Source organism: Polynucleobacter sp. AP-Kolm-20A-A1, assembly GCF_018688315.1.
Classification (GTDB): domain Bacteria; phylum Pseudomonadota; class Gammaproteobacteria; order Burkholderiales; family Burkholderiaceae; genus Polynucleobacter.
On record NZ_CP061315.1, the window covers coordinates 1,369,605 to 1,392,708 of the forward strand.

Sequence of the window (23,104 nt, forward strand, 5' to 3'; positions counted from 1 at the left end):
GGAAGTTTATCGGTGTTTATCAAGACTTCGCAGTGCTTTACTTTAACCGCAGACTAAAATCACCGCATAAGCCAGCATAATTGAGTGCTAAACCCCATTTAACTGTCCAACCTTCTTATTTAAGTCCGCATTTCATGAGCAGTTCCCAACGCCGCCTTCTCGTCACCTCCGCCTTACCGTATGCCAATGGCCAGATCCACATTGGGCATTTGGTGGAATACGTACAGACCGATATTTGGGTTCGCTTTCAAAGAATGCGTGGCCATGAAGTGCATTATGTTGGCGCCGATGATACCCACGGCACACCCATCATGTTGCGCGCCGAAAAAGAAGGTATTACACCCAAAGAACTTATCGCTAATGTTTGGAAAGAACATAAGCGTGATTTTGATAACTTTTTAATTTCTTTTGACAACTATTACACAACCGATAGCCCTGAGAATGAAAAGTTATCGCAAAGTATTTATATCAAGCTACGTGAAGCCGGCCTGATTGAAAAGCGCGCGATTGAACAAGCTTACGATCCTGTTAAGGAAATGTTTCTACCGGATCGCTTCATTAAGGGCGAGTGCCCAAAGTGTGGTGCTAAAGATCAATACGGCGATAACTGTGAAAAGTGTGGGGCAACATACTCACCTACTGATCTCAAGAATCCGTTCTCTGTAGTCAGTGGCGCAACGCCAATCAAAAAAGTTTCGGACCATTACTTCTTTAAGCTATCTGATCCGCGCTGCGAAGAGTTTTTGCGCGAGTGGACTCAAGTCAAGACGCCCTTGCAGCCAGAAGCCCGCAACAAGATGAAAGAGTGGGTTGGCCAGCCCGGAGAAAGCAAGCTAGGCGACTGGGATATCTCCCGCGATGCCCCGTATTTCGGGTTTGAGATCCCCGATGCCCCTGGAAAATACTTCTATGTCTGGCTCGATGCCCCAATTGGTTACTACGCCAGCTTCCTCAATTATTGCCAAGCCAAGGGCCTCAATTTTGACGAGTGGGTTAAACCAGATACGACTACTGAGCAATACCACTTCATTGGTAAAGATATTTTGTATTTCCACACCTTGTTCTGGCCAGCCACTTTAAAGTTTGCTGGCTATCGAACCCCAACCAATGTTTTTGCTCACGGCTTCTTAACAGTAGATGGCGAGAAGATGAGTAAATCTCGCGGCACTTTAATTTCTGCAAATAGCGTGATTGAGTGCGGATTTAATCCCGAGTGGTTCCGCTATTACTTTGCAACCAAACTCAATGACAGCATGGAAGATTTAGATTTAAATCTTCAAGACTTTGTTGCACGCGTAAATAGCGACTTATTAGGCAAGTACATCAATATTGCTAGTCGTAGTGCTGGCTTTTTAGTAAAGCGTTTTGGCGGCATTGTTTCTGATGAAGCAATGAGCAATCCACTCCTCAAAGAAATTGCTGCGGCCAGCGAAAAAATTGCTGAACTTTATGAGGCGCGCGAATATGCAAAAGCATTGCGCACCGTCATGGAGCTTGCTGACAAAGTAAATGGATTTGTGGATGAGAACAAACCATGGGAAATTGCCAAAGATCCAGAACGTGAAGCGGATTTGCAACGGGTTTGCAGCATCACCCTCGAATCATTCCGGATGCTGAGTCTTTATCTCAAGCCTGTCATTCCTCAAGTGGCAGCTGGCGTTGAAGCGTTTTTTACCCTTCCCCCACTTTCATGGGCCGATATCAATACACCGCTCTCCAGCAAGACCCCAATTAATGCCTATAAGCATTTAATGACCCGTGTTGAAGCCCCACAAATTGAGGCTTTGCTGGCCGCAAACTTGTAAAAAGCCCCCTAAAAAGCACCTATAATGGCGAGTGTAGTCCTGAGATAACTTTTCGAATTAATTTCATAAGTTATTGAATTTATTGAGTATTTTAGGAAATGCCATGGCAAGATATCAATCCGAATTCACCCAGTTCTTAAACGAACTCAAGACCGAGAAACCTCACCTCGAGGCTGATCAGCAAGCTGGTCGCGCCCTCCTTTGGGATAAAGAGCCTTTGACCGTTGAAGATCAGCGCCGCGCAAAAGCTGCAAAACTCAAGCAACGCGCTTACGTTTATTCGAATGACTAATTCAGGTATTGAGCCAAGCGCTCAGCCAATTTCAGATTTGCTAGATAGCACCCCATCGGTTACCGATGGTATGTCGTCTGCGTTCGCCAAACTCTATGGCGAGCCGCTTTTTAAGCTTCCGACTGATTTATACATCCCCCCAGATGCACTAGAAGTTTTCCTAGAGGCATTCGAGGGTCCGTTGGACTTATTGCTCTACCTTATTCGTAAGCAAAACTTCAACGTACTGGATATTCCAATGGCGCAGGTTACTCAACAGTACCTGAGCTATATCGATCAAATCCGCCATCACAACCTTGAGCTTGCTGCTGAGTATTTACTCATGGCTGCCATGTTGATTGAAATTAAGTCTCGCATGCTTCTGCCAATGAAGAAGGCGGATAGCGAAGAAGAAGTAGAAGATCCACGCGCAGAGTTAGTTCGTCGCCTCCTGGAGTACGAGCGTATGAAGCTTGCTGCACAAGAGCTCGATCAGATCCCGCAACAAGGCCGTGACTTCCAAGTGGCGCATGGCTTTGTGGATACCACCATCGCTATCTCCTGGCCTGATGTCAACGTAGAAGATTTGCAAATGGCTTGGCGTGATGTTCTGCACCGTGCAAAACTCACACAACATCACACGATTACTCGTGAAGAGTTATCCGTGCGTGACTTCATGACGCGTATATTGCGTCGCTTGCAGAGTACAAAGTTTGTTGAGTTCGGTGAGCTATTTGAAGATGCGATTAAATCCGGCAGAGGAATTCCGGTAGTGATTGTGAACTTCATCGCCATGCTGGAGCTCTCACGCGAAGCTTTAGTAGAAATTACTCAAGCTGAGCCGTATGCGCCAATCTATGTGCGCCTTGCCTATACCCCTGTTGCATGAAAATCATTAGCGATATTCAAGAGCTGCGCGATCACTTGCGCGGCCAAAATCGCGCCTCCTTTGTGCCAACCATGGGCAACCTACATGAAGGTCACCTCTCACTGATGCGTCTGGCGCGTCAGCATGGCGATCCAGTAGTAGCGAGTATTTTCGTTAATCGCCTGCAATTTGGCCCTAATGAAGATTTTGATAGCTACCCTCGCACGATGCAAGCTGATATTGATAAGCTCGAAAAAGAAGGTGTCTATATCTTGTTTGCGCCGACCGAGCGCGATCTGTATCCGCAGCCACAAGAATATCGAGTCGACCCGCCGCAACAATTAGGTGACACCCTTGAGGGTGAATTCCGCCCAGGCTTCTTTAAGGGTGTTTGCACGGTAGTTCTGAAACTCTTTTCTTGTGTACAGCCTAAGGTTGCCGTATTTGGCAAAAAAGATTACCAGCAGCTAATGATTATTCGTCAGATGGCTAAGCAGTTTTCTCTGCCAGTAGACATCATCCCTGGCGAAACCATTCGCGCTGAAGATGGCTTAGCTCTTTCATCCCGTAACGGCTACCTCTCAGCAGAAGAGCGTGCCGAGGCGCCTGAATTACAAAAGGCATTAAAAGAGGTGCAGGAGCGTGTTCTGCAACTAAAAGATCGCAGCACTCAGTCTATCTCCGAAATTGAAAAAGCTGCTGTTGCATCACTTGCTGTGCGCGGCTGGCAGCCAGATTACATTGCTATTCGTCAGCAAAGCAATTTAGCGCCTGCGTCAGATGAGCAATTACAGGCAGGTGAGCCACTGGTTATCCTGACAGCCGCTAAGCTTGGCAAAACACGCTTGATTGATAACTTAGAGATTTAATCTTAAGCCTATAACGGGACTTATTCATCCCAAGGAAATCTCTCTCGAGATAACTCCTCCATGATTTCACGCTTACTTAGGCCGGGCCTTCTTGAATTCGCAGCTTCAGGCTTGGTTAAATAATCACAGTCCACAAGACTGTCATCCTGCGCTTTATTGCCACTTTCAATCTCAATGGAAGGTTCTTGTTTAGATTCCTTGGTCATGGCTTGATAGGTCAATACTCAAGAAAGGATTTAAAGCGCGAAGAACTGCCCTACTTCTAAATTCAGCTCTTTAGCTAGCTCGGCGCCAGTTACTTTTCCTGCGGCGCCTTTTGCTTTGAGAACCTCTATTTGACCGCCGTGGCAGGTAACAAAGAAAGAATCCAGGGTGATCTGAGTCACTTCGCCTGGCTTGCCTTTAACGGCACCAAATGTAGCAGCAACATGCTTATGGCAATCGTAGATCTGCACCTTTTGTTCGCCAAACTTTGTCCATGCGCCAGGCGCAGGATTGCATGCCCGAATGAGGTTATGAATTTGACTGATGTGTGTTGCCCAATGAATTTGTGCAGCATTTGCATCAAACCAACCTTCATAGTTGGCTTGTGATTCGTCTTGGACGATTTCTTGATGCTTACCTGCGACTACTAAGTCAGCAGCCTCAAGCAATGCTTTTACGCCAACTGGAAACAAGTGGTCAAAATAAATCTTACCCAGAGTGTCATTAGGTCCAATAGGGACTTCTTTTTGCAAAATCACTGCACCTTCATCTAGACCGTCAGTTGGACGGAAGATGGTTAAACCAGTCTTCTCTTCGCCTAATGCGATTGCCCAGTTAATAGCGCTTGGGCCACGATATTTTGGAAGCAATGATGGGTGATATTGAATGGTTCCATGCTTTGGGATCTTGCAGAGCTCTTGCGGCACAAACTGAATGACATAAGCCATTACGCAGATATCTGCGTTGCTATCAATCATGGCCTGAGCAGCTTCGTCACCCTTTAGGGAGGCAAACTGCAAGGGGGTTAAGCCCCTTGCAACCGCAGCCTCTTTTAAGACTTCCGGCTTACTTGATTTGGGATTATCGGGTGGGCAGAAGACAGCAACCACTTCGTCGCCGCGATCCAAAAAAGCCTCTAAAGCGGCTTTACCAAAATCCGCACTCCCAATCAAGGCAACCCGCATCTTAGATCACCTTGTCGTGACGTAATGCAATCAAATCATCAGTGGTGTAACCCAACTCATGCAGAATTTCATCAGTGTGCTCACCAAGCAATGGTGAACGTGTCACTTCTGTTGGGCTATCAGACATCTTGATTGGATTACCAACAGTGAGGTACTTGCCACGAATCGGATGATCCACTTCCACTACGGTGCCAGTAGCACGCAGTGCAGGCTCTTCAGCAATTTCTTTCATCGAGAGAATTGGGCCGCATGGAATATCGTATTTATTCAAAACATCCATCACTTCAAACTTCGTCATAGTCATGGTCCATTTTTCGATCTCACCGAAAATTTCCATGAGGTGTGGCAAGCGCGCCATTGGTGATGCAAAACGCACATCCGTAATCCAATCTTCACGGCCGATTACCTTACAGATTGCCTCCCAAACTGGAGCCTGAACAATCACATACATATAGGCGTTTGGATCAGTTTCCCAACCCTTACATTTCACAATCCAACCAGGCTGGCCACCGCCAGAGGCATTGCCTGCACGGGGTACGGAGTCGCCAAACTCACCGTTCGGGAACTGTGGGTACTCTTGCATGAGGCCTACGCGCTCTAAACGCTGTTGGTCGCGCAACTTCACACGGCACAAGTTCAATACTGCATCTTGCATTGCTGCCAATACTTTCTGGCCACGGCCAGAGTGCGTGCGCTGATACAAAGCTGTAACGATGCCTAATGCCAAATGCAAGCCGGTTCCGCTATCGCCGATTTGTGCACCAGTCACCATCGGAGGACCATCATCAAAACCAGTTGTCGATGCAGAGCCGCCAGCACATTGCGCTACGTTCTCATACACTTTGCAATCTTCGTATGGGCCAGGACCAAAGCCTTTTACAGACGCCATGATCATCATTGGATTGAGCTCTTGAATACGCTCCCAAGAAAATCCCATGCGATCTAAAGCACCTGGAGCAAAGTTTTCTACTAGAACATCACATTCTTTAATGAGGCGCTCAAGGATTTCTTTACCTCTTTGTGTCTTGGTATTTACGGTGATGGAACGTTTGTTATGGTTCAACATCGTGAAGTACAAACTATCCGCATCAGGAATATCGCGTAACTGACCGCGCGTTGCATCCCCTTCGCCTGATTTTTCTACTTTGATTACGTCTGCGCCAAACCAAGCCAGCAACTGAGTGCAGGTTGGGCCTGATTGAACGTGCGTAAAGTCGAGGATTTTGACCCCTTCTAGTGCTTTTGCCATGATTTAAGTCCTAATAAGAATGAAAATTTTGAATTAAGGCAATTTTACCAGCGTGAAATTGGGGTAATTTAAGCGTGCCCAATTATTGGGCACAGCTGCCTTCTAAGCCTGCATTGGCGAGCTATAGGACTATATGCGGCTAGGCTTGGGGATTTTCAAGATCGGCGATACGCTTTTTGAGGGCTCTTTCTTGGGCAAAACGCTCGGTCTCATCCCGAATGATTGCAACTACCCCATTAGCCTTCCCAGAGGCATCAAACAGCATTCCAACGGTAAAGGCAATCGAAAGCATTCCGCCATCTTTATGTTTTGCAGGCACCTTTAATAGAGAGGCTCCATAACGCGTAGTACCTGTTGCCATGGAATGACTGTAGCCTTCATTATGTTTTTGGCGTTGACGCTCGGGAACGATGAGATCAAGCGTTTGACCAAGAGCCTCTTGTTCGGAATATCCAAAGATGCGAGTAGCAGCAGGATTCCACAAAACAATTTTTTCATGAGCATCTGCAACGATGATGGCATCGCCTACGCACTCTACCAATTGGTGCAAATCAATACTTGTCTTCATGGGATCAGTCTATAGGGTTTTTGAGAAATAAAAAAGGCGCTCACAAGGAGCGCCTTAAAGATAACTACAAGAAACTGCTATTAAGCAGATTCTTATTTTTATTAAACTGCTTTAGCTGTGTGCAACTTAGCGATGTCATCAGCGCTATAGCCAAGGTCAGCCAATACTTCGTCGGTGTGCTCACCCAATACTGGAGAAGGCTTCACTTCGATTTCCAAATCAGAGAACTTGATTGGGCTGCCGATAGTTAAGTACTTACCGCGTACCTTATGATCCACTTCAACGATTGAACCGCTCTTACGCAAGTCAGGTGAAGCAGCCAATTCTTTCATGGAGAGAACTGGAGCACATGGAATATCGAACTTGCGGAGGATGTCCACAGCTTCGTACTTAGTTTTGTCCTTGAGCCAATCTTCAATCGTTGCGAAGATGTCAAAAATCTTATCTTGACGTGCTTCAGCAGTCATGTACGCCGGATCAGTTGCCCACTCTGGTTTACCCAAAGCTTTAGTAATTGGCTCCCAAGCGTGACCTTGAATAGTGAAGTAGATGTAGGCGTTTGGATCTGTTTCCCAACCCTTACACTTCAATACCCAACCTGGCTGACCGCCACCACCAGCGTTACCGCCACGTGGGACTACGTCAGTGAATGAACCGTGTGGGTACTGTGGGTACTCTTCCAAGTAACCAACTTTGTCCAAACGTTGTTGATCGCGCAACTTCACACGACACAAGTTCAATACAGCGTCTTGCATTGAGCAAGATACTTTTTGACCACGGCCAGTTTTTTCACGCTGCATCAATGCAGTCAAAATACCGATTGCTAAGTGCATACCAGTGTTAGAGTCGCCCAAAGCAGCTGCAGAAACTGTCGGAGGACCATCCCAGAAACCAGTAGTAGAGGCTGCACCACCGGCACATTGAGCAACGTTTTCATACACTTTTAAGTCTTCGTATGAGTGGCCATCGCTAAAGCCCTTTACAGAAGCCATAATCATTTTTGGGTTCAATTCTTGGATACGCTTCCAAGAGAATCCCATGCGATCCAAAGCGCCAGGACCGAAGTTCTCAACCATGACGTCTGAAGTCTTGATCATCTTTTCTAAAACTTCTTTACCTTCTTGAGTTTTAGTATCGAGAGTCAAAGAACGCTTATTGCCGTTCAACATTGTGAAGTACAAAGCATCAGCGCCTGGAACGTCGCGCAATTGGCTACGTGTTACGTCGCCAGAGCCTGGACGCTCTACCTTGATCACGTCAGCGCCATACCAAGCCAACAGCTGAGTACATGCAGGACCTGCCTGTACGTGTGTGAAGTCAATAATGCGAATACCGTCTAATGGTTTAGTCATGTTTGTTTCTCCTTAAGTCTTTCTTGTTTACTTCTAAATTAATTATTTAATTACTTCTTAGCAGCTGCTGTAGATGGGTTTAAGTTTGTTAAACGTCCACTCTCAGTACCTGCGGTTTCATCAATAACAGCATTGATGAGAGCTGGTTTACCGGCAGCAATTGCTTCTGTTAACGCTGCTTCTAATTCCGCTGGGGTAGTTACGTAGTAACCGACACCACCAAATGCCTCAATCATCTTGTCGTAACGAGCATCTTTAACGAATACGGTAGGTGCAACATCAGCGCCGCCCGTTGGGTTCTTATCAGTACCGCGGTATACGCCGTTGTTATTAAATACAACGGTTGTGATTGGCAAGTTGTAACGGCAAACGGTTTCTAATTCCATGCCGCTAAAGCCGAATGCGCTATCGCCCTCAACCGCAACCGTTGGCAAGCCACTAATTACAGCAGCGCCGATGGAGTAACCCATACCAATACCCATAATCCCCCAAGTACCAGAGTCAAAACGCTTGCGTGGCTTATACATATCAACGATTGCACGGCAATAGTCGAGTGTGTTTGCGCCCTCGTTTACCAAGTTCACATCTGGGTTCTTCTTGATCACATCACGAATCACACGCAATGCGCCATGGAAGTTCATTGGGTTAGCTTCTTTGGCTAATGTTTCAGCCATTTTCGCCAAGTTCTTATCTTTCTTCTCGGCAATAGCAGCAATCCACTCAGCGCTTGGCTTAGGTACTGAAGCAATACCTTTCAAGAGTTCACCAACGCATGAACCAATATCGCCAATCAATGGAGCAGCAATTTGTACGTTGCTATCCACTTCATTTGCTTGAATATCGATTTGAATAAATTTCTTAGGATCTTTACCCCAAGTCTTGCCCTTACCGTGCGCTAACAACCAGTTCAAGCGTGCGCCAACCAACAGCACTGCATCAGCTTCAGCCAATACAAATGAACGTGCTGCAGAAGCGGATTGTGGATGGTTATCTGGCAACAAACCTTTGGCCATCGACATAGGCAAGTAAGGGATACCTGATTTTTCAACCAGATCACGAATCTCTTTGTCGGCTTGTGCATAAGCAGCACCTTTACCCAAGAGAATCAATGGACGCTTAGCGCCTTTCAATACATCCAATGCGCGAGCAACTGCATCAGCCGCTGGGATTTGACGTGGAACTGGATCAATTACTTTGAAAATCGTTTTCTTAGCTTCTTCAGCAGGCATAGTTTGAGCTAGCAACTGTGCTGGCAAGTCCAAATAGACGCCGCCTGGACGACCAGAAACTGCAGCGCGGATTGCACGAGCAAAACCAATACCGATATCTTCAATGTGATTAATACGATATGCAGCTTTGCAATATGGCTTGGCTGCGTTGAGCTGATCCATCTCTTCGTAGTCACCCTGTTGCAAGTCAACGATTTCACGCTCGCTTGAACCGGAGATCAAAATCATTGGGAAGCAGTTCACAGTAGCGTTAGCCAATGCTGTTAATCCATTTAAGAATCCTGGCGCAGAAACCGTCATACAAATACCTGGCTTTTGTGTCATGTAACCAGCAATTGCTGCTGCATTACCTGCATGCTGTTCGTGACGGAAGCCAATAAAACGCAAACCTTCAGCTTGAGCCAAACGACATAAGTCAGTAATTGGAATACCAACAAGACCGAAAATAGTATTGAGGTCATTCGCTTTTAAAGCGTCAATGACGAGATGGAAACCATCTGTTAATTGTGTGTTTTGGTTATCTGTTGTCATAGAAATTTTTATAAGAATTGCAGGTGGGCCATAAAGGCTAACGCAATTTAGCTTTCGCTAATGTCTCCAATGTAGTTATGAATCGCACAACGGGTTTTAAGCTCCCGCTTAGGCTGAAGTGAATATTAGGCCTGGGGAGGGGGTTCATCATTGACTTCGGTCAATTTCCCCCTAAATCCTGTAATTACAGGCGGGTCAAAGGCTTAAACAAAAAGCTCTTTATGCCTCGTTTTGAGGCGGCTCAAGGTCTCAGGGGATAAATTGAGATATGCGGCCAGCTCTTTCTTGGGCAGCAATTCAAATAGGTCCTCGTATTTGCGCAAGAAGCGCTCTACTCGGCCGGGAGCATCGAGCATATGCAGGGTGATAGTGTGCGCCATGATCTCGCTCATAAGGCGCATAACCTCAAACTCAAAGCTTTCTTTGAGAGGTTTTTGCTGTTCAAGGAACTCGGCCCACTTTTTCATGGGCATCCGGGCTACTCGGGCCTTAGTTACGCAAGCAATGCTATAGGGGGCTGCAGTCTTAAGGCGCCAGGCAGCATAGCTAGTTTCAATATCCTTTTCGATAGCGAAGCGCAAGATCATCTCTTTGGCGTCTGGACTAGAAACAATCCGCTTCAAAATCCCGTCCAGCACAAAGTATTGCTCCATCTGGTGGTCACCCTGATGGAGCAAGATTTCTGATTTTTTGAGGTCCGATATCTCTAAATGGCGCTCTAGATCCGCCATTGCAGCTGGGTCCAAGCTTTTTAAGACTGAGTTTTGGCTCAACTGCAAGCGAATCAGGTTTTTTTCGGGGTGCTTATCTAACGCGGTCATGAATCCTTAATCCTAGAGCCCATATTGTAGGCTTTTTTACCCCTTTTTTCAGGGTGAATACACCTAAGTACGCTAGAATCACGGGGTCGTGGTGCTTTATTGCAATGCAACAAAGTTAAACGGGAAACACTAAACGTGTGCTGCCCCCGCAACGGTAGGTAAATACGTCCTTAAGCAATTTTTGGGCGTCAGGAATCTGACAAAGCCACTGTGCGCGTCAATCGCATGGGAAGGCCAGATTCTGATATTTACTAGCCCGGATACCGGCCAAGACAGGTGGAATTTTGCGGACGGGGATCTTCGCGCGCCAATGACAGCGCCCTATCCCTCGATCTGGCGCCCAATTGACGCCTGAACTCACGCTCGTGAAATTCTGTTCGACCCAGCTAACGGGGAAGTTAGCTAGGCAATCGATAACAGAAAGCATTTTATGAAGCAGCAGTTCCACAAGAAAAAAGTCGCCTTACTATGTGGCGCAATATTCACCGTTCTTTCTTCATCATCTTTGCTTGCGCAAAGCTCACAAAATACCGTTGTGGTAACGGGCTCACGATTTGCTGAAAACCTTAATGAGGTTCCCGCGAACGTCAAAGTAATCACACGAGATGAAATTGAGAACTCCAGCTCCAACACCATTCCTCAAGTGCTGTCCCAGATTGGCGGCCTCAAAGTCAGCGGCCTAAATTCCAGCACACTAAATTTAGATGCTTCTGTAGACATGGGTGGTTTTGGTCCAACAGGCAACAGTACAACAGCGGTTCTGGTTGATGGCATCAGAATTAATCCAATCGATTCCGGAAGTGTGGACTGGGAAACGATTCCGATCGACTCTATTGAGCGCATTGAAATCCTTCAGGGCGGCTCAAGCGTCCAATACGGTAACGGCGCAGTAGGTGGTGTCATCAATATCATCACCAATGGTGGCAAGAAAAATATTAATCAAGCGTCGGCAACCTTAGGCACCTGGGGCACATCGATTAATAACGCGATCTTCAGAAATACTGTCGATAAAACTACATATCAAGTCAGTGCAAATACCTCCAACACAAATGGTTGGAGACCAAATACTGCGGCGAATGCTTATTCTGTGGACGCGAAGATTTCGGAAGATTTAGGTGGTGGAGATCGAGTATTTGTAGATGCTTACTATGGCTATACCAATTCACAGATTGCTAGCCCTATCGTAGGTTTAGTGGGCTCAGGAAATCCACTAACGGTAAGCCCACAAAATGCTGGCAATAATTTAACAACCAATAATTCAGGTTTTCGACAAGGCTTAACAAAAAGTCTGAATGAAAATTTTGTAACGGAACTTGATACTTCTTATAGCAATAAAACTTCCTTCTATTACACGCCACAGGCAGATTACTTCACTTCCTTAGATCCAAATAATGCGAATTATGGTTTTGCGGGAAGCGCGATGAATAATAAGCTTCAGGGCTGGCAACTGGCAGCCTCACCTCGATTGAAGGCAAATTTCGCAGAAGTGGGAACTACCATCCTTGGATACGATTTCTCCAAGGCCAACCAAGGTGGTAGCAATAGCTATAGCCCACTATCACAAGGAATTATTCAGGCCAATCCGTATGGCACGTATTACAACAATTTGACTCACGATTCACAAAACGCAACTCAAATTAACAACTCTGTTTATCTAATGCAAAAAGTTCCACTGGGGAAAATTTTTGAGGCAAGCGGGGGATTTCGTAGGCAAGTTCAACAAGCTTCGACAACCAATACAGCAATCAACGCAGCCAATGGCACAGTAAACAATACGCAACAATTCGCAGCTAATGCTGGTGATGTGGCATTAAATGCCAATTACCTGCCGGGCCAAAGAATGTATGTGAAATGGAATCAATCCTTTAGATTCCCAAACATCGATGAATACTGGGGATTTGCATACGATGCAAACGGGGTTGGTAGCACCGTCTTTAATGGCATCTTGCAGCCCCAAACAACTCAAACTTATGAGGTAGGCGGCAACTGGACGGTCTGGAATGCAAAAATCACTTCATCGATTTTTAAATCCATGACGCAAAATGAAATTAGTTACAACCCTGCAACAGGCTATAACTACAACTCTATTTACCAAACCAATCGTGGCGGCATCTTGTTTGATATTGCTACCAATATCACTCCATCGCTCAATATTGGAGCGGGCGGTAAGTATCAGAAGTCCTACTATGCAAATGGGCCCTATGCCGGTAATGCTATTCCGATTGTTCCAGACACTCTAGTAAATGCTAGAGCAAATTACCTCATCACCAGCAGCTGGTCCATAGGCGGTGTAGTGAATTACGTCAGTAATCAATATTACGATGTTGGCCCCAATAGTTACACGGCAGCACCTGTCATGCCCGCTTACGTAGTGGGAGATATTTTTACCTCTTATAAGTTCCAGGCAATGGAGGCACGACTAACAGTGAAAAACGTAGGTAATGCGCAATATTCAAGCTATGGGGGTGTGAGTTCCTTTAGTGGGAACCACTTTTACTACCCTAGTGAACCTAGGTCGGTTTACGTTTCACTGAAATACAACTTCAATTAATCGTTTTAGGCGCATTGGTCCGGTTTAGATCCATCCATCCAAATTTGGGGGTCTAACCGGCACCTCAACACCAAGCTTTTCCCTAGGGCTACAATGCCAATATGAGTGAATTTAGCCCATTTTCCCAAAGCAACGCCGATGGCGATCTGGTTGCGATCAGCGCATCCATCACCCGCCTGTCCGAGAAAATTGCTTTGATCAATGAGGCCGTCAAAAACTTGAGCCAAAATCAAACTCAACTCGAAGGCAAGATCGATGCCGCTCATAAACGTGTTCAACGCATCTTGAGTCGCCTGCCAGAGCAAAGTGATGGCCGCCAACTCAATTTACTAGGCGAAACAATTCCACCAACCAATCCAGAGGACGACAGTGAGCCAACAACGCATTGAAGTAACTCTCGCTGGGCAAAAGATTACTTTAGCCACTAGCACCGAACACGAACCACTGTTGCGTGCAGCTTGCGTATTAGTTGACGAACAAATTCAGCTGGCTATTGGCGGCGGCAATCGCAGCATTGAGCGAGCCAGCATGATGGCTGCCCTTAAAATTGCTGGCGACTTAATCACCCTTCAGAAAAATCAAACGCAGCAAAGCACTTCTTCAAACGTCAGCTCAGATGAAGTCTCACGTCTTCAGAGCGAGATTCATAGACTTGAAGATCAGGTGGATGCTTTGATGCAAACCCTTTCCCTGCCTGGTTCGCCAAGGCCAATAGTTCCTTGAACCGATGCGCAAGCATCCGGAACGATCTTTACCTTGTGGGCGTGAGCGTTTCGAAAGTTCACAGTGCCAACTTAGACTTGGTTACTCCCTGAACCTCTTAATGCACCCGAAACAGAGTAGCCGTTCCACCTTGAACCTTAGGGTTCAGGATGACGGCCTAGCGGCTAAGGCGGGGAATTCATGTTACTAAGCGATATCTTGATGTTGATGTTATGTGGCGCTATTTCTGGCTACCTAGCTGGCTTACTTGGCATTGGCGGCGGCATGATTTTGGTGCCCTTCATGATCTTGGTTTTTAATCACTTAGGCTTTAGTCAAGAAGTGATTGTGCATATGGCAATCGCTACAGGCATGGCCACCATTCTCTTTACTACATCCTCTGCAATTTGGGCCCACCATAAGCATGGCTCCATCGATTGGAAGCTCGTTGCAGCACTTAGCCCCGGAATGATTTTTGGTGGCTTGATTGGCGGAAGTGAATTATTTGAGGTCCTTAAAACATCCTGGCTCTCACTCTTTTTTGCCGTGTTTATTGTTTACACCTCAATCCAGATGCTCTTGAATAAAAAACCAAAGGCTGGCAGAGAATTACCAGGCACGCTTGGATTGTTTTCTTTTGGCGCTTTTGCGGGGGCACTTGCCAGCTTGGTGGGAGCTGGCGGCGCTTTTATCACAGTACCGTTTATGCTTTGGTGCAATGTGAAGCCACATACCGCTATGGCAAGCTCATCAGGCCTAGGATTTCCGATCGCAGCAGCCGCCACAATTGGCTACATGTATGGAAGCTGGGGAAACCCAAACCTTCCGGCTGGTTCATTAGGATTTGTTTATTTGCCGGCCGTTGCCTGCATTGTGGTGGTGAGTATCTTTACTGCACCGCTAGGCGCAAAGATGGCCAGAAAACTCGATATAGCTCAACTCAAAAGAGTCTTTGGCATCTTGCTGTTTTTCCTTGCAGCCTTCATGTTTAATGAAAGCCGCAAGGCATTCGGCTTTTAATTAACTCGTATATTGCTGGCGCAAAATATTCTTTTGCACTTTACCCATCGCATTACGAGGCAAATCAGAAACAATCTCTAAACGCTTCGGTATTTTGAAATTCGCAATTTGCTTTTTGAGTGTGGCAATCATTACTTCGGCATTTAACTTCGCGCCAGCCTTTGGCACAACTACTGCCATCACTGCTTCGCCAAAGTCTGGATGCGGAATACCAATGACTGCACTCTCATCCACGCCAGGCATATCGTCTATAAATCCTTCAATCTCTTTTGGATAGACGTTATAGCCACCCGAAATAATCAAGTCTTTGCTGCGACCAACAATGCATAAGTATTCTTTTGGCGCTTTACCACCATTGGCATCACCACCCCAACGACCAACGTCACCAGTCTTAAACCAACCGTCTTTGGTGAACTCTTCTGCAGTCTTCTCCGGCATGCGCCAGTAACCCTTAAATATATTTGGGCCCTTGACCTGGATGCCACCAATTTCATCAACCTTGCATGGCTTGTTATCTTCATTGACAACGCGCACTTTCACGCCAGGCAATGGCAATCCTACAGAACCGCCAACACGCTTGCCTTTATATGGATTGGAAACCAACATCACGGTTTCACTCATGCCGTAGCGCTCAAGAATAGGCTGGCCAATTACTTCTTTAAAAGTATTAAAGGTTTCTGTCAGCAAAGGCGCTGATCCAGAAATAAAGAGGCGCGTATTGCGTGCAACTTTCTTATTAAAGCCCTTGTCAGCCAACAAGCGCACGTAGAAAGTAGGCACACCCATCATGACCGTAGATTGAGGCATATGCTTGATCAATTGAGCGGTATCCAAACGTGGCAACCAAATCATTTTGCTGCCATTGATGAGAGCGCCATGAGCGGCTACAAATAAACCGTGCACATGGAATATCGGCAAAGCATGTAGCAATACATCGCCCTTCTTCCAGCCCCAGAATTTTTGCAATACCTGAGCATTGCTACCCAAATTTTTATGCGTGAGCATGGCGCCCTTGCTGCGGCCGGTAGTACCAGAGGTATACAGAATCGCAGCTAAATCATCATCTTTAGCTGGAACTGTCTTGAATTTATCGCTCAAGCCTGCAGCACGCTCCAATAAAGTACCCGTACGGTTTTCATCCAATGTGAAAACATGCTTTGTGCCCGCCTTTGCAGCAACCTTAGATACCCATGAAAGATTCTTACCGCTGCACACCACTACCGCCGGCTCAGCATTTTCCAAAAAGTACTGAATCTCTGCAGACTGGTAAGCAGTGTTCAGCGGCAAATACACATAGCCAGCACGAATCGTAGCCAGATAAAGAAATAATGCTTCTGGAGATTTCTCAACCTGAACCGCAACTCTAGCGCCTTTAGGGAGCTTAAGGCTCGCCAATAAATTTGCAAGTTTTGCGGTGGCGCCCTCTAGGTCACCCCAAGAGTAATACAAACCATCATGCGTCTCGATAGCGCATGCTTTTTTATCTTTTGGAAAACCTTTTTCCAATAGTGAATATAAATTCATTCGAACCTCAAATCCAAGGGGTAATGTTTAATAAAATTGCTTAATCTAATTTAGCGCCAGAGGCCTTAGCAACAGCAGCCCAACGCTTGATATCAGCACTTACAAACTTACCAAATGCATCACCCGAGAGATTGGGTGTATCAGAGCCGTTATTTGTCCAAATGGTTTTAAGCTCTGGAGTATTGATCGCCTTCTGCACTTCAGCAATCATCTTGTCAATGATCGATTGTGGTGTGCCCTTAGGAGCAAACAAGCCGTACCAAGTGGATACCTCATAACCAACCAAGCCAGCTTCAGCTGCAGTAGGAACGCTCGGGAATCCAGGGGCGCGCTTCTGAGAGGCAACCGCTAAAGCAACAATGGAGCCGTTTTTAATTTGCGCAGCAGATGAGCCAAGACCATCAAACTCGATGTCGACCTGTCCTGCAATAAGGTCTTGCATCGCAGGGCCGGCTCCACGGTAAGGGATGTGGGTGATAAAGGTTTTAGTCAACATCTTGAACTGCTCGCCAGCCAAATGATGCGAAGAGCCATTGCCTGCACTAGCGTAGTTAAATTTACCGGGGTTTTTCTTCAGAAGTGCGATGAACTCTTTTAAGTCTTTCACTTGAACATTTTTTGGGTTCACCACAATTACCTGAGGTGGACTTGCAATCATCGCAACCGGTATAAAGCTCTTTTCAATGTCGTAATCTAAATTTGGGTACATAGCAGGCGCAATAGCATGATGCGCAGCTCCTACGAAGAATGAGTAACCATCTGGTGCGGCCTTGGCGGCAATGGAGGCGCCTAGGGTGCCTCCAGCTCCACCACGGTTATCAATAATGATTTGCTTGCCCAATTGCTTGGTTAATTGAGTAGCCAAAGGTCTAGCAAAAGCATCAGTGCCTCCGCCAGCGGGAAATGGCACAACAAAGGTAATGGGCTTATTGGGCCACTCCTGTGCGCACACAACTAACGGCGCCGCACAGATTAGAAACACTGCTCTCTTGAGAGTTGCCGCAAGGCTTGATTGCTTAAACATCTTTGTCTCCTCCATTTGCCATTTTCATGGCTATCTATTCATTATTAATACTTCAAACTGCTAAGCATGCAACCATAATACTTTCTGGATCTTGGCGTCCAGTTTATTACCGCAAACCCTAAAGCAAATCTCTTTGGATTCTCCCTTAGAGCATCTCCTCCTAAATTCTTTATCAGGGCGCCATTAAACGCCCAACAGACCTTGAATACACAATCTCGCCATTGGCAAATTTTTCATGGTTCTCTTCTACATTGCCCAAGTCATAGAGATAGTTCACCATCAAACCAGCGGACTGACGCAACCCTTTGCGTGACAAATCGCCGGCCCAGTTCACCAAATGTAGCTTGGCGCCGTTACCCAAGTGAAACTTAGCGACCGGATTGCCATTTCGACCGGTTGAGCCCAGCCCTAAATAAATAGAGGCTAGGCACAACAATGCATCTCTTTCTTTTTCTGAGGCTAGGTCAGGATGCCATCCGGCACTTAATTTTTCAGTCCAAGACTGTACGTCTAGTTTGAGCGTGGCTAATGCCTGCTCTCTGGCTGCTTTTAAATTAGGCTTCAGACGTTCTGTAGGTACATCTTCGCCCAAATGAGCGCCCGCAGACACCCAATCCATAAATCCAGGAATTGGTGACAAGGTTACGAAGGTTTTGAGGCCCGGGAATTCTGCGTGCAACTGCTCTGCCACACGCTTAATCAAAAAGTTACCCATTGACACACCGCGCAGGCCAGGCTCGCAGTTACTGATGGAGTAAAAAACAGCAACCTTGTATTGCGATGGTTGGTCAACAGTCTCCGCCTTCTTGTCCACCAAGGGAGTGATAACTGTAGGGATCTCTGGAAGAAGTGCTACTTCAACGAAGATTAAAGGCTCGCTTGGAAGCTGCGGGTGAAAGAAAGCGAAGCAACGACGATCAGGCTGCAGACGCCGGCGCAGGTCATCCCAGCCATCAATAGCATGCACCGCTTCGTGCTGAATGAGCTTCTCCAAAACCTCTGCTGGCGATTTCCAATCTACGCGATGCATCTTTAAAAACCCTGGATTGAACCAAGAAGATAGCAAATGGCGCATATCAAAATCAACCGCAGTTAACTCGGGTTTCTTTTCTAAAATTTGCAATAGATCACGGCGCATCTGCACTACTGACGCAGTACCATGACTAGCCCGATTAAGGCGGCGGAAAAATTCTTGCCTTGGAGATTCAGAAACTTTTTGCAAGCGAATGTAATTACGCGCATTGGATTCAGCGGCAAAATTTTGCGCCGCTTTAAGAACGGCATCCGCCTGAGGATTTAACTTCTCAAATAGATATGTAAAGAATGGAGTGTGCTGATCTTTACCAAGCTTGCGGTAGTTGTTCACTACATCATCAGCCATGCTGACAGCATTGGACTCGCCGCGCTCGGAAATCAAACGCTTAATGGCGTTATTTGCCTTAGACAGGTTGCGTGCTTTTGCTAACTTTTCAAGCATGTGTTCTTTTCAAAAAGAAATCGTCAAAAAACGGATCGATTCAATGTATTACTCAGAACAGGTGAAATCAATTAAGTTAAGTGAATATTCATTAACTTTAAGTTAACTAATAACCGAATTTGTAAGGGTTAGTCAGGTGTTATTGCGATGCAGCATGCGGGCTTCAGCCGCTAATGCCAATATATTGGGATTGGATTCATTAGCCTGAAGATACATTAAGGCTATCTTTTGAACGACCTGATACTTCCTGGCCAATGGCGTGAATTCAATTGTGTCGCCCATAAGCGCCCTTACTCGACCCGGCAATAGCGTCATCCCCATATCGCTAGAAACCATATTCATCAATGAAAAAATATCGCCGACTTTCATTACCACCTTAGGAGATTGGCCGGCCAGCTTAAAGGCCTCATAAAAACCAGAGGTGGTGGCAAAGCCATCTTGCAGCGTTAGGAATTTTTCGTCTTGATAATCCGACAAGTTAATTTCGGCCTGCTTAGGCTTATTTTTTCTGGAAGATGCGAAATACAACTCATCTTCGAATAAATGAATTACCTGTATACCTTCTGGAAGACCGCTTATTGGAACTGCCATAACAACGGCATCAACAGCGCCTTCAGAAAGCTTTTTCATTAAGTCTTCGTTAGATCCCAAAATTAAATCGATATCTAAATCGGGTCTACGAATTTTTGTGCCCATAATAATTCGAGGAATGATATTAGCTGTCAGCGAATACATTGACCCTAAACGAATTTGACCAATCTCTACACCAGCCTTTGATCGAGTTTTTTTGAGTATGCGATCAACGTCGCCTAGCAGATCCACGCTAGCTTCTGCCAAATAGAGGGCCGCAGGAAGCGGCTTGAGCTGTCGACCCTCTTTAATGAATAAGGGACAAGCAATTGCTGCCTCTAATGAATGTAGCGCCTTATGAATGCTTACGGAGCTCAAATGCAACTCATCCGCAGTCTTCGAAAGAGAGCCCGTTCTAATAAAAGAACAGAGTATTTCTAGTTTGCGTAAGGTAACTTCTTCGTTTTGCATGCGTATTACTTGGCCGCCTTAGCCTGATATGCGGTCATCAAATAAATACCAAACAACATCATGGGCACACAGAGCCACTGCCCCATCGATAAGCCAAGCCCTAGCAGCCCTAAAAAGGAATCTGGCTCCCGTGCGTATTCAGCCAAAAACCGACAGACGCCATAACCCAATAAGAAGAATCCTGAGACTTGGCCTATACGGCGCGACTTGCTGGCATAGATCCACAAGACGATACCCAGTAGAGCGCCTTCGCCCAACAATTGATAAATTTGAGATGGGTGACGTGGAATCGAATCCACCATCGGAAATACCATCGCCCAGGGAAGATCGGTTGGTCTACCCCACAACTCTCCATTAATAAAGTTTCCCAAGCGGCCAAAGGCCAATCCAAAGGGAACCAAAGGAGCGACCAAATCACTCACAACAAAAAAAGTAGTTTTGCGTTTTTTAACAAACCAATATAAGGCAACTAGGACGCCTAATAGTCCGCCATGAAAGGACATGCCGCCCTCCCATATTTTGAAAATCTCCAACGGATGCGCAAAGTAGTGGGCAGGCATGTAAAACATGGTGTAACCCAAGCGCCCACCAAGCACCACGCCCAATACACCGGCAAATAACAAATCCTCAAGATCCTTATAAGTCCAACCCATTGCTTGATAGCGAGGCATCTGCAGACGCAGGCGGCCAAGCAAAAGGAATTGGACAAAGGCCATCAGATACATCAGGCCATACCAATGAATGGCGAACGACCCTATGCGAATGGCTGCAGGATCAAACTGAGGATGAATCAACATGAGGTATTAGCTTTTGGACTGGTCGAAGTTATGTAATTCATGACCCAATTCTCGATAAGCCTTATATCGATCGCGCCCCGCCAAACGTTCTGCCTCGTTGACGGTAACCACTTCAACGATTCTGGGAAAGCGCGCAACCAACGCCGGCACATCAGCAGGCATACGCATTCCCAGGTGAATCATGACATCCGCATGAGGGATATTGTTTAGCGCAGGAGAGGCAAAATCATCCGTTAAAACAATTGGCGTGTCTGCTGCCGCCTCATCATCAATAAAACAATGTGGCAAAAAATCTGTGCCACTAAATGTCCAGAGCAACTGATCTAGCTTTTGAAGATCAGCCTTCTCGCCCACCATCACAATCTGACGAACTGGCTGCCCTTCTGGCGTAGCACTCCAAATCTTGCGAGTTAATCGACAAGCGTATTCCAACTTATCGCTGACATTGCTATGAAAATCTATGCGTGCCATTGGCTATTCATCAATCCTATTGACTTACTTTTCTTCGAGCAAGAAATTAACAAGCAAGGGAACCGGACGACCGGTTGAGCCTTTGGCCGCTCCACTCTTCCAAGCAGTGCCAGCAATATCTAAATGCGCCCATTTGTATTTCTCAGTAAAGCGTGAAAGAAAGCATGCTGCAGTAACGCTGCCCGCTGGACGGCCGCCAATATTGGCTACATCAGCAAAATTAGATTTGAGCTGCTCATGGTAGGCGGCATCCAAAGGCAAACGCCAAACCGTATCCAATGAAGCTTGGCCGGCTTTTGTTAAAGCAGAGACCAATCCTTCGTCCTCAGAAAATAGGCCGCTATGTACGTGACCCAAAGCAATAATGCAGGCGCCAGTGAGTGTAGCAATATCAATCACCGCTTTAGGTTTGAAGCGTTCTACGTAAGTCAGTGCATCACACAAAATGAGGCGACCTTCAGCGTCCGTGTTCAAGATCTCAATCGTTTGACCCGACATACTTTTTACAATATCGCCAGGACGAGTAGCTTGACCAGAAGGCATGTTCTCGCATGTTGGAATAACACCAATCACGTTTTTCTTTAACTTCATCAAACCAATGGAATACATGGTGCCAATTACAGATGCAGCGCCGCACATGTCGTACTTCATCTCATCCATTGCCTCACCAGGTTTTAGTGAGATTCCGCCAGTATCAAAAGTGATGCCTTTACCGACCAACACAATTGGCGCTTCACCAGCTTTACCGCCTTGGTGACGCATCACAATAAATTGAGGTGGTGTATCAGAACCCTGCGCAACCGATAGGAAGGAACCCATGCCCAAAGCCTCTATTTGCTTGCGTCCTAGCACTTCAACCTTGAGGCCGGCTTTTTTACTTAAGGACTGCGCAGATTTACCCAAATAGGTTGGCGTGCAAACATTTGGAGGAAGATTTCCGAGGTCTTTCGCTAGGTTCATACCTTCTACCATCGCAATACCTTGCTCAACAGCAGCCTTCAACTCTTTGGCACATTCATCATTACCAGCGAAGATTAAATGCTTGAAGGTATCGGCTTTATCTTTTGCCTTGAACTTCATTGCCGGCTGACGCACGCCAAAGCGATATGACTGATCACCCGCATATTGAATAGTTAAGCGCACTTCTTCGGCAATAAATTCGGATGAATGACCCAGGGCAAAACTGGGGGTAAACCACAAAGCATTTTCAATCGAAGCACCACTGAGTGCTTTGAGAGCAGCACGTGCAACTTTGGAATAGGTTGTTAAGCTTCGCACGCTTGCGAGATGTACGTCACCTAAACTCAATAACAAAATACGCTTTGCTTTAACGCCGTTTGCTGCCCAAGATTTTTCACTTCTGAGCATGCAAATCGAAGCTTGCTGATTATCCAAGTCACCCACCACATTGGCATGGGTTACTGAGCCGCCTAATAGAGAGTCCAACTCAACCAAAAAACCAGACTTAGCCTTGGCGCCCTTTACTCCGGCAAAGCTATCCAAATCGGTTTTGGAATATGCCAGGACTAAACAGTCAGAGCTATGCGCCAATAGGGTTTTGAGGCTCGATTTAAGCTGTTTTACGCTTCTCAGGTCAGCTTGAGGGAAAATCTTGGTACTAAATTGAATTGTCATAATCTATTGCAGTATTTTGTGTCGATTCAAGGGGGTAAAAGGATGTTTATCCATTATCCTCCGAGATAAGAATAACTTCCCTTACATGCGCCAATATAAGCCATTTACGCCCCACCATTAACCACATCCA

At 46.2% G+C, this 23,104-nt stretch carries 20 protein-coding genes, 1 other RNA gene, 2 pseudogenes and 1 riboswitch; of the genes and pseudogenes, 9 read left to right on the forward strand and 14 right to left on the reverse strand.

Translation table 11 applies throughout. The annotated features are described in order from the left end of the window. Window positions 1-134 precede the first annotated feature (134 nt). The 4 genes and pseudogenes from metG to panC all read left to right on the forward strand — a co-directional run. Window positions 135-1,799 (forward strand): annotated as a pseudogene (metG, locus tag C2745_RS06815) (methionine--tRNA ligase); the annotation flags it as partial. 109 nt (window positions 1,800-1,908) lie between these two features. After that, window positions 1,909-2,097, forward strand: a complete 189-nt coding sequence (locus C2745_RS06820) for a DUF3460 family protein (protein ID WP_215383637.1) — start codon at window positions 1,909-1,911, stop codon at window positions 2,095-2,097. Then, window positions 2,090-2,965, forward strand: coding sequence for a ScpA family protein (locus tag C2745_RS06825; protein ID WP_215383639.1), 876 nt, complete (start codon window positions 2,090-2,092; stop codon window positions 2,963-2,965). Before C2745_RS06820 ends, C2745_RS06825 begins: the two co-directional genes overlap by 8 nt. Next, window positions 2,962-3,813 carry a pantoate--beta-alanine ligase gene (gene panC / locus C2745_RS06830; protein WP_215383641.1) on the forward strand — a complete coding sequence of 284 codons (852 nt, stop codon included), beginning with the start codon at window positions 2,962-2,964 and terminating at the stop codon, window positions 3,811-3,813. The genes C2745_RS06825 and panC overlap by 4 nt, the downstream gene beginning before the upstream one ends. 20 nt (window positions 3,814-3,833) lie before the next feature. On the opposite strand, the gene C2745_RS06835 is transcribed toward panC, so the two are convergent. From C2745_RS06835 to C2745_RS06865, 7 genes are all read right to left on the reverse strand, one after another. Further along, window positions 3,834-4,019: a hypothetical protein gene (locus C2745_RS06835; protein WP_215383643.1), complete on the reverse strand. Its 186-nt coding sequence runs from the start codon at window positions 4,017-4,019 to the stop codon at window positions 3,834-3,836. Window positions 4,020-4,049: 30 nt separating this feature from the next. Beyond that, on the reverse strand, window positions 4,050-4,982 hold the full coding sequence (locus C2745_RS06840) for a methionyl-tRNA formyltransferase (RefSeq protein WP_215383645.1): 933 nt from the start codon (window positions 4,980-4,982) through the stop codon (window positions 4,050-4,052). A 1-nt stretch (window position 4,983) separates the two neighbouring features. Further along, window positions 4,984-6,231 (reverse strand): formyl-CoA transferase, encoded by a 1,248-nt coding sequence (frc, locus tag C2745_RS06845; protein ID WP_215383647.1) that lies wholly within the window; start codon window positions 6,229-6,231, stop codon window positions 4,984-4,986. Window positions 6,232-6,370: 139 nt separating this feature from the next. Further along, window positions 6,371-6,799: a PAS domain S-box protein gene (locus C2745_RS06850; protein WP_215383649.1), complete on the reverse strand. Its 429-nt coding sequence runs from the start codon at window positions 6,797-6,799 to the stop codon at window positions 6,371-6,373. 101 nt (window positions 6,800-6,900) lie between these two features. After that, window positions 6,901-8,151: a formyl-CoA transferase gene (gene frc / locus C2745_RS06855; protein WP_215383651.1), complete on the reverse strand. Its 1,251-nt coding sequence runs from the start codon at window positions 8,149-8,151 to the stop codon at window positions 6,901-6,903. 50 nt (window positions 8,152-8,201) lie between these two features. Further along, window positions 8,202-9,911 (reverse strand): oxalyl-CoA decarboxylase, encoded by a 1,710-nt coding sequence (gene oxc / locus C2745_RS06860; RefSeq protein ID WP_215383653.1) that lies wholly within the window; start codon window positions 9,909-9,911, stop codon window positions 8,202-8,204. A 203-nt stretch (window positions 9,912-10,114) separates the two neighbouring features. Beyond that, entirely contained in the window at window positions 10,115-10,732 is a 618-nt protein-coding gene (locus C2745_RS06865; protein WP_215383654.1) for a Crp/Fnr family transcriptional regulator, read from the reverse strand. Window positions 10,733-10,804: 72 nt separating this feature from the next. Continuing rightward, window positions 10,805-11,019, forward strand: a riboswitch (cobalamin riboswitch). A 143-nt stretch (window positions 11,020-11,162) separates the two neighbouring features. Between C2745_RS06865 and C2745_RS06870 the strand changes: the two genes are divergently transcribed. The 5 genes and pseudogenes from C2745_RS06870 to C2745_RS06890 all read left to right on the forward strand — a co-directional run bounded on the left by C2745_RS06870 (window position 11,163) and on the right by C2745_RS06890 (window position 15,005). After that, on the forward strand, window positions 11,163-13,283 hold the full coding sequence (locus C2745_RS06870; protein WP_215383655.1) for a TonB-dependent receptor: 2,121 nt from the start codon (window positions 11,163-11,165) through the stop codon (window positions 13,281-13,283). A 101-nt stretch (window positions 13,284-13,384) separates the two neighbouring features. Beyond that, entirely contained in the window at window positions 13,385-13,672 is a 288-nt protein-coding gene (locus tag C2745_RS06875; protein WP_215383657.1) for a hypothetical protein, read from the forward strand. Next, window positions 13,653-13,868, forward strand: a pseudogene (locus C2745_RS09725) (cell division protein ZapA); the annotation flags it as partial. The gene C2745_RS06875 and the pseudogene C2745_RS09725, both read left to right, overlap by 20 nt. Before the next feature lie 99 nt (window positions 13,869-13,967). Beyond that, window positions 13,968-14,186, forward strand: a non-coding RNA gene (gene ssrS, locus C2745_RS06885) — 6S RNA. Continuing rightward, window positions 14,187-15,005, forward strand: coding sequence for a sulfite exporter TauE/SafE family protein (locus tag C2745_RS06890; RefSeq protein WP_215383659.1), 819 nt, complete (start codon window positions 14,187-14,189; stop codon window positions 15,003-15,005). It abuts the RNA gene before it with no gap. Here C2745_RS06890 and C2745_RS06895 read toward each other — a convergent pair whose 3' ends face one another. The 7 genes from C2745_RS06895 to C2745_RS06925 form a co-directional block, all read right to left on the reverse strand. After that, a complete protein-coding gene (locus C2745_RS06895; protein ID WP_215383666.1) occupies window positions 15,006-16,529 on the reverse strand; it encodes a malonyl-CoA synthase in 1,524 nt (507 codons plus the stop codon). It abuts the gene before it with no gap. A 40-nt stretch (window positions 16,530-16,569) separates the two neighbouring features. Then, on the reverse strand, window positions 16,570-17,553 hold the full coding sequence (locus C2745_RS06900) for a tripartite tricarboxylate transporter substrate binding protein (RefSeq protein ID WP_215383668.1): 984 nt from the start codon (window positions 17,551-17,553) through the stop codon (window positions 16,570-16,572). Between the two features lie 172 nt (window positions 17,554-17,725). Further along, complete coding sequence (locus C2745_RS06905; protein WP_215383670.1) at window positions 17,726-19,030, reverse strand: malonyl-CoA decarboxylase; 1,305 nt, start codon at window positions 19,028-19,030, stop codon at window positions 17,726-17,728. Between the two features lie 132 nt (window positions 19,031-19,162). Beyond that, entirely contained in the window at window positions 19,163-20,071 is a 909-nt protein-coding gene (locus tag C2745_RS06910) for a LysR family transcriptional regulator (RefSeq protein WP_215383672.1), read from the reverse strand. Between the two features lie 5 nt (window positions 20,072-20,076). Beyond that, entirely contained in the window at window positions 20,077-20,868 is a 792-nt protein-coding gene (gene lgt, locus C2745_RS06915; protein ID WP_215383674.1) for a prolipoprotein diacylglyceryl transferase, read from the reverse strand. A gap of 6 nt (window positions 20,869-20,874) precedes the next feature. Continuing rightward, entirely contained in the window at window positions 20,875-21,339 is a 465-nt protein-coding gene (locus C2745_RS06920; RefSeq protein ID WP_215383676.1) for a DNA polymerase III subunit chi, read from the reverse strand. A gap of 24 nt (window positions 21,340-21,363) precedes the next feature. Further along, window positions 21,364-22,974 (reverse strand): leucyl aminopeptidase, encoded by a 1,611-nt coding sequence (locus C2745_RS06925; RefSeq protein WP_215383678.1) that lies wholly within the window; start codon window positions 22,972-22,974, stop codon window positions 21,364-21,366. Between the last annotated feature and the right edge of the window lie 130 nt (window positions 22,975-23,104).

Bases quoted from the DNA above. Each gene is read 5' to 3' on its own strand.
- C2745_RS06820 (WP_215383637.1), top strand. From the start codon at position 1,909: ATGGCAAGATATCAATCCGAATTCACCCAGTTCTTAAACGAACTCAAG.
- C2745_RS06825 (WP_215383639.1), top strand. From the start codon at position 2,090: ATGACTAATTCAGGTATTGAGCCAAGCGCTCAGCCAATTTCAGATTTG.
- panC (WP_215383641.1), top strand. From the start codon at position 2,962: ATGAAAATCATTAGCGATATTCAAGAGCTGCGCGATCACTTGCGCGGC.
- C2745_RS06835 (WP_215383643.1), bottom strand. From the start codon at position 4,019: ATGACCAAGGAATCTAAACAAGAACCTTCCATTGAGATTGAAAGTGGC.
- C2745_RS06840 (WP_215383645.1), bottom strand. From the start codon at position 4,982: ATGCGGGTTGCCTTGATTGGGAGTGCGGATTTTGGTAAAGCCGCTTTA.
- frc (WP_215383647.1), bottom strand. From the start codon at position 6,231: ATGGCAAAAGCACTAGAAGGGGTCAAAATCCTCGACTTTACGCACGTT.
- C2745_RS06850 (WP_215383649.1), bottom strand. From the start codon at position 6,799: ATGAAGACAAGTATTGATTTGCACCAATTGGTAGAGTGCGTAGGCGAT.
- frc (WP_215383651.1), bottom strand. From the start codon at position 8,151: ATGACTAAACCATTAGACGGTATTCGCATTATTGACTTCACACACGTA.
- oxc (WP_215383653.1), bottom strand. From the start codon at position 9,911: ATGACAACAGATAACCAAAACACACAATTAACAGATGGTTTCCATCTC.
- C2745_RS06865 (WP_215383654.1), bottom strand. From the start codon at position 10,732: ATGACCGCGTTAGATAAGCACCCCGAAAAAAACCTGATTCGCTTGCAG.
- C2745_RS06870 (WP_215383655.1), top strand. From the start codon at position 11,163: ATGAAGCAGCAGTTCCACAAGAAAAAAGTCGCCTTACTATGTGGCGCA.
- C2745_RS06875 (WP_215383657.1), top strand. From the start codon at position 13,385: ATGAGTGAATTTAGCCCATTTTCCCAAAGCAACGCCGATGGCGATCTG.
- C2745_RS06890 (WP_215383659.1), top strand. From the start codon at position 14,187: ATGTTACTAAGCGATATCTTGATGTTGATGTTATGTGGCGCTATTTCT.
- C2745_RS06895 (WP_215383666.1), bottom strand. From the start codon at position 16,529: ATGAATTTATATTCACTATTGGAAAAAGGTTTTCCAAAAGATAAAAAA.
- C2745_RS06900 (WP_215383668.1), bottom strand. From the start codon at position 17,553: ATGTTTAAGCAATCAAGCCTTGCGGCAACTCTCAAGAGAGCAGTGTTT.
- C2745_RS06905 (WP_215383670.1), bottom strand. From the start codon at position 19,030: ATGCTTGAAAAGTTAGCAAAAGCACGCAACCTGTCTAAGGCAAATAAC.
- C2745_RS06910 (WP_215383672.1), bottom strand. From the start codon at position 20,071: ATGCAAAACGAAGAAGTTACCTTACGCAAACTAGAAATACTCTGTTCT.
- lgt (WP_215383674.1), bottom strand. From the start codon at position 20,868: ATGTTGATTCATCCTCAGTTTGATCCTGCAGCCATTCGCATAGGGTCG.
- C2745_RS06920 (WP_215383676.1), bottom strand. From the start codon at position 21,339: ATGGCACGCATAGATTTTCATAGCAATGTCAGCGATAAGTTGGAATAC.
- C2745_RS06925 (WP_215383678.1), bottom strand. From the start codon at position 22,974: ATGACAATTCAATTTAGTACCAAGATTTTCCCTCAAGCTGACCTGAGA.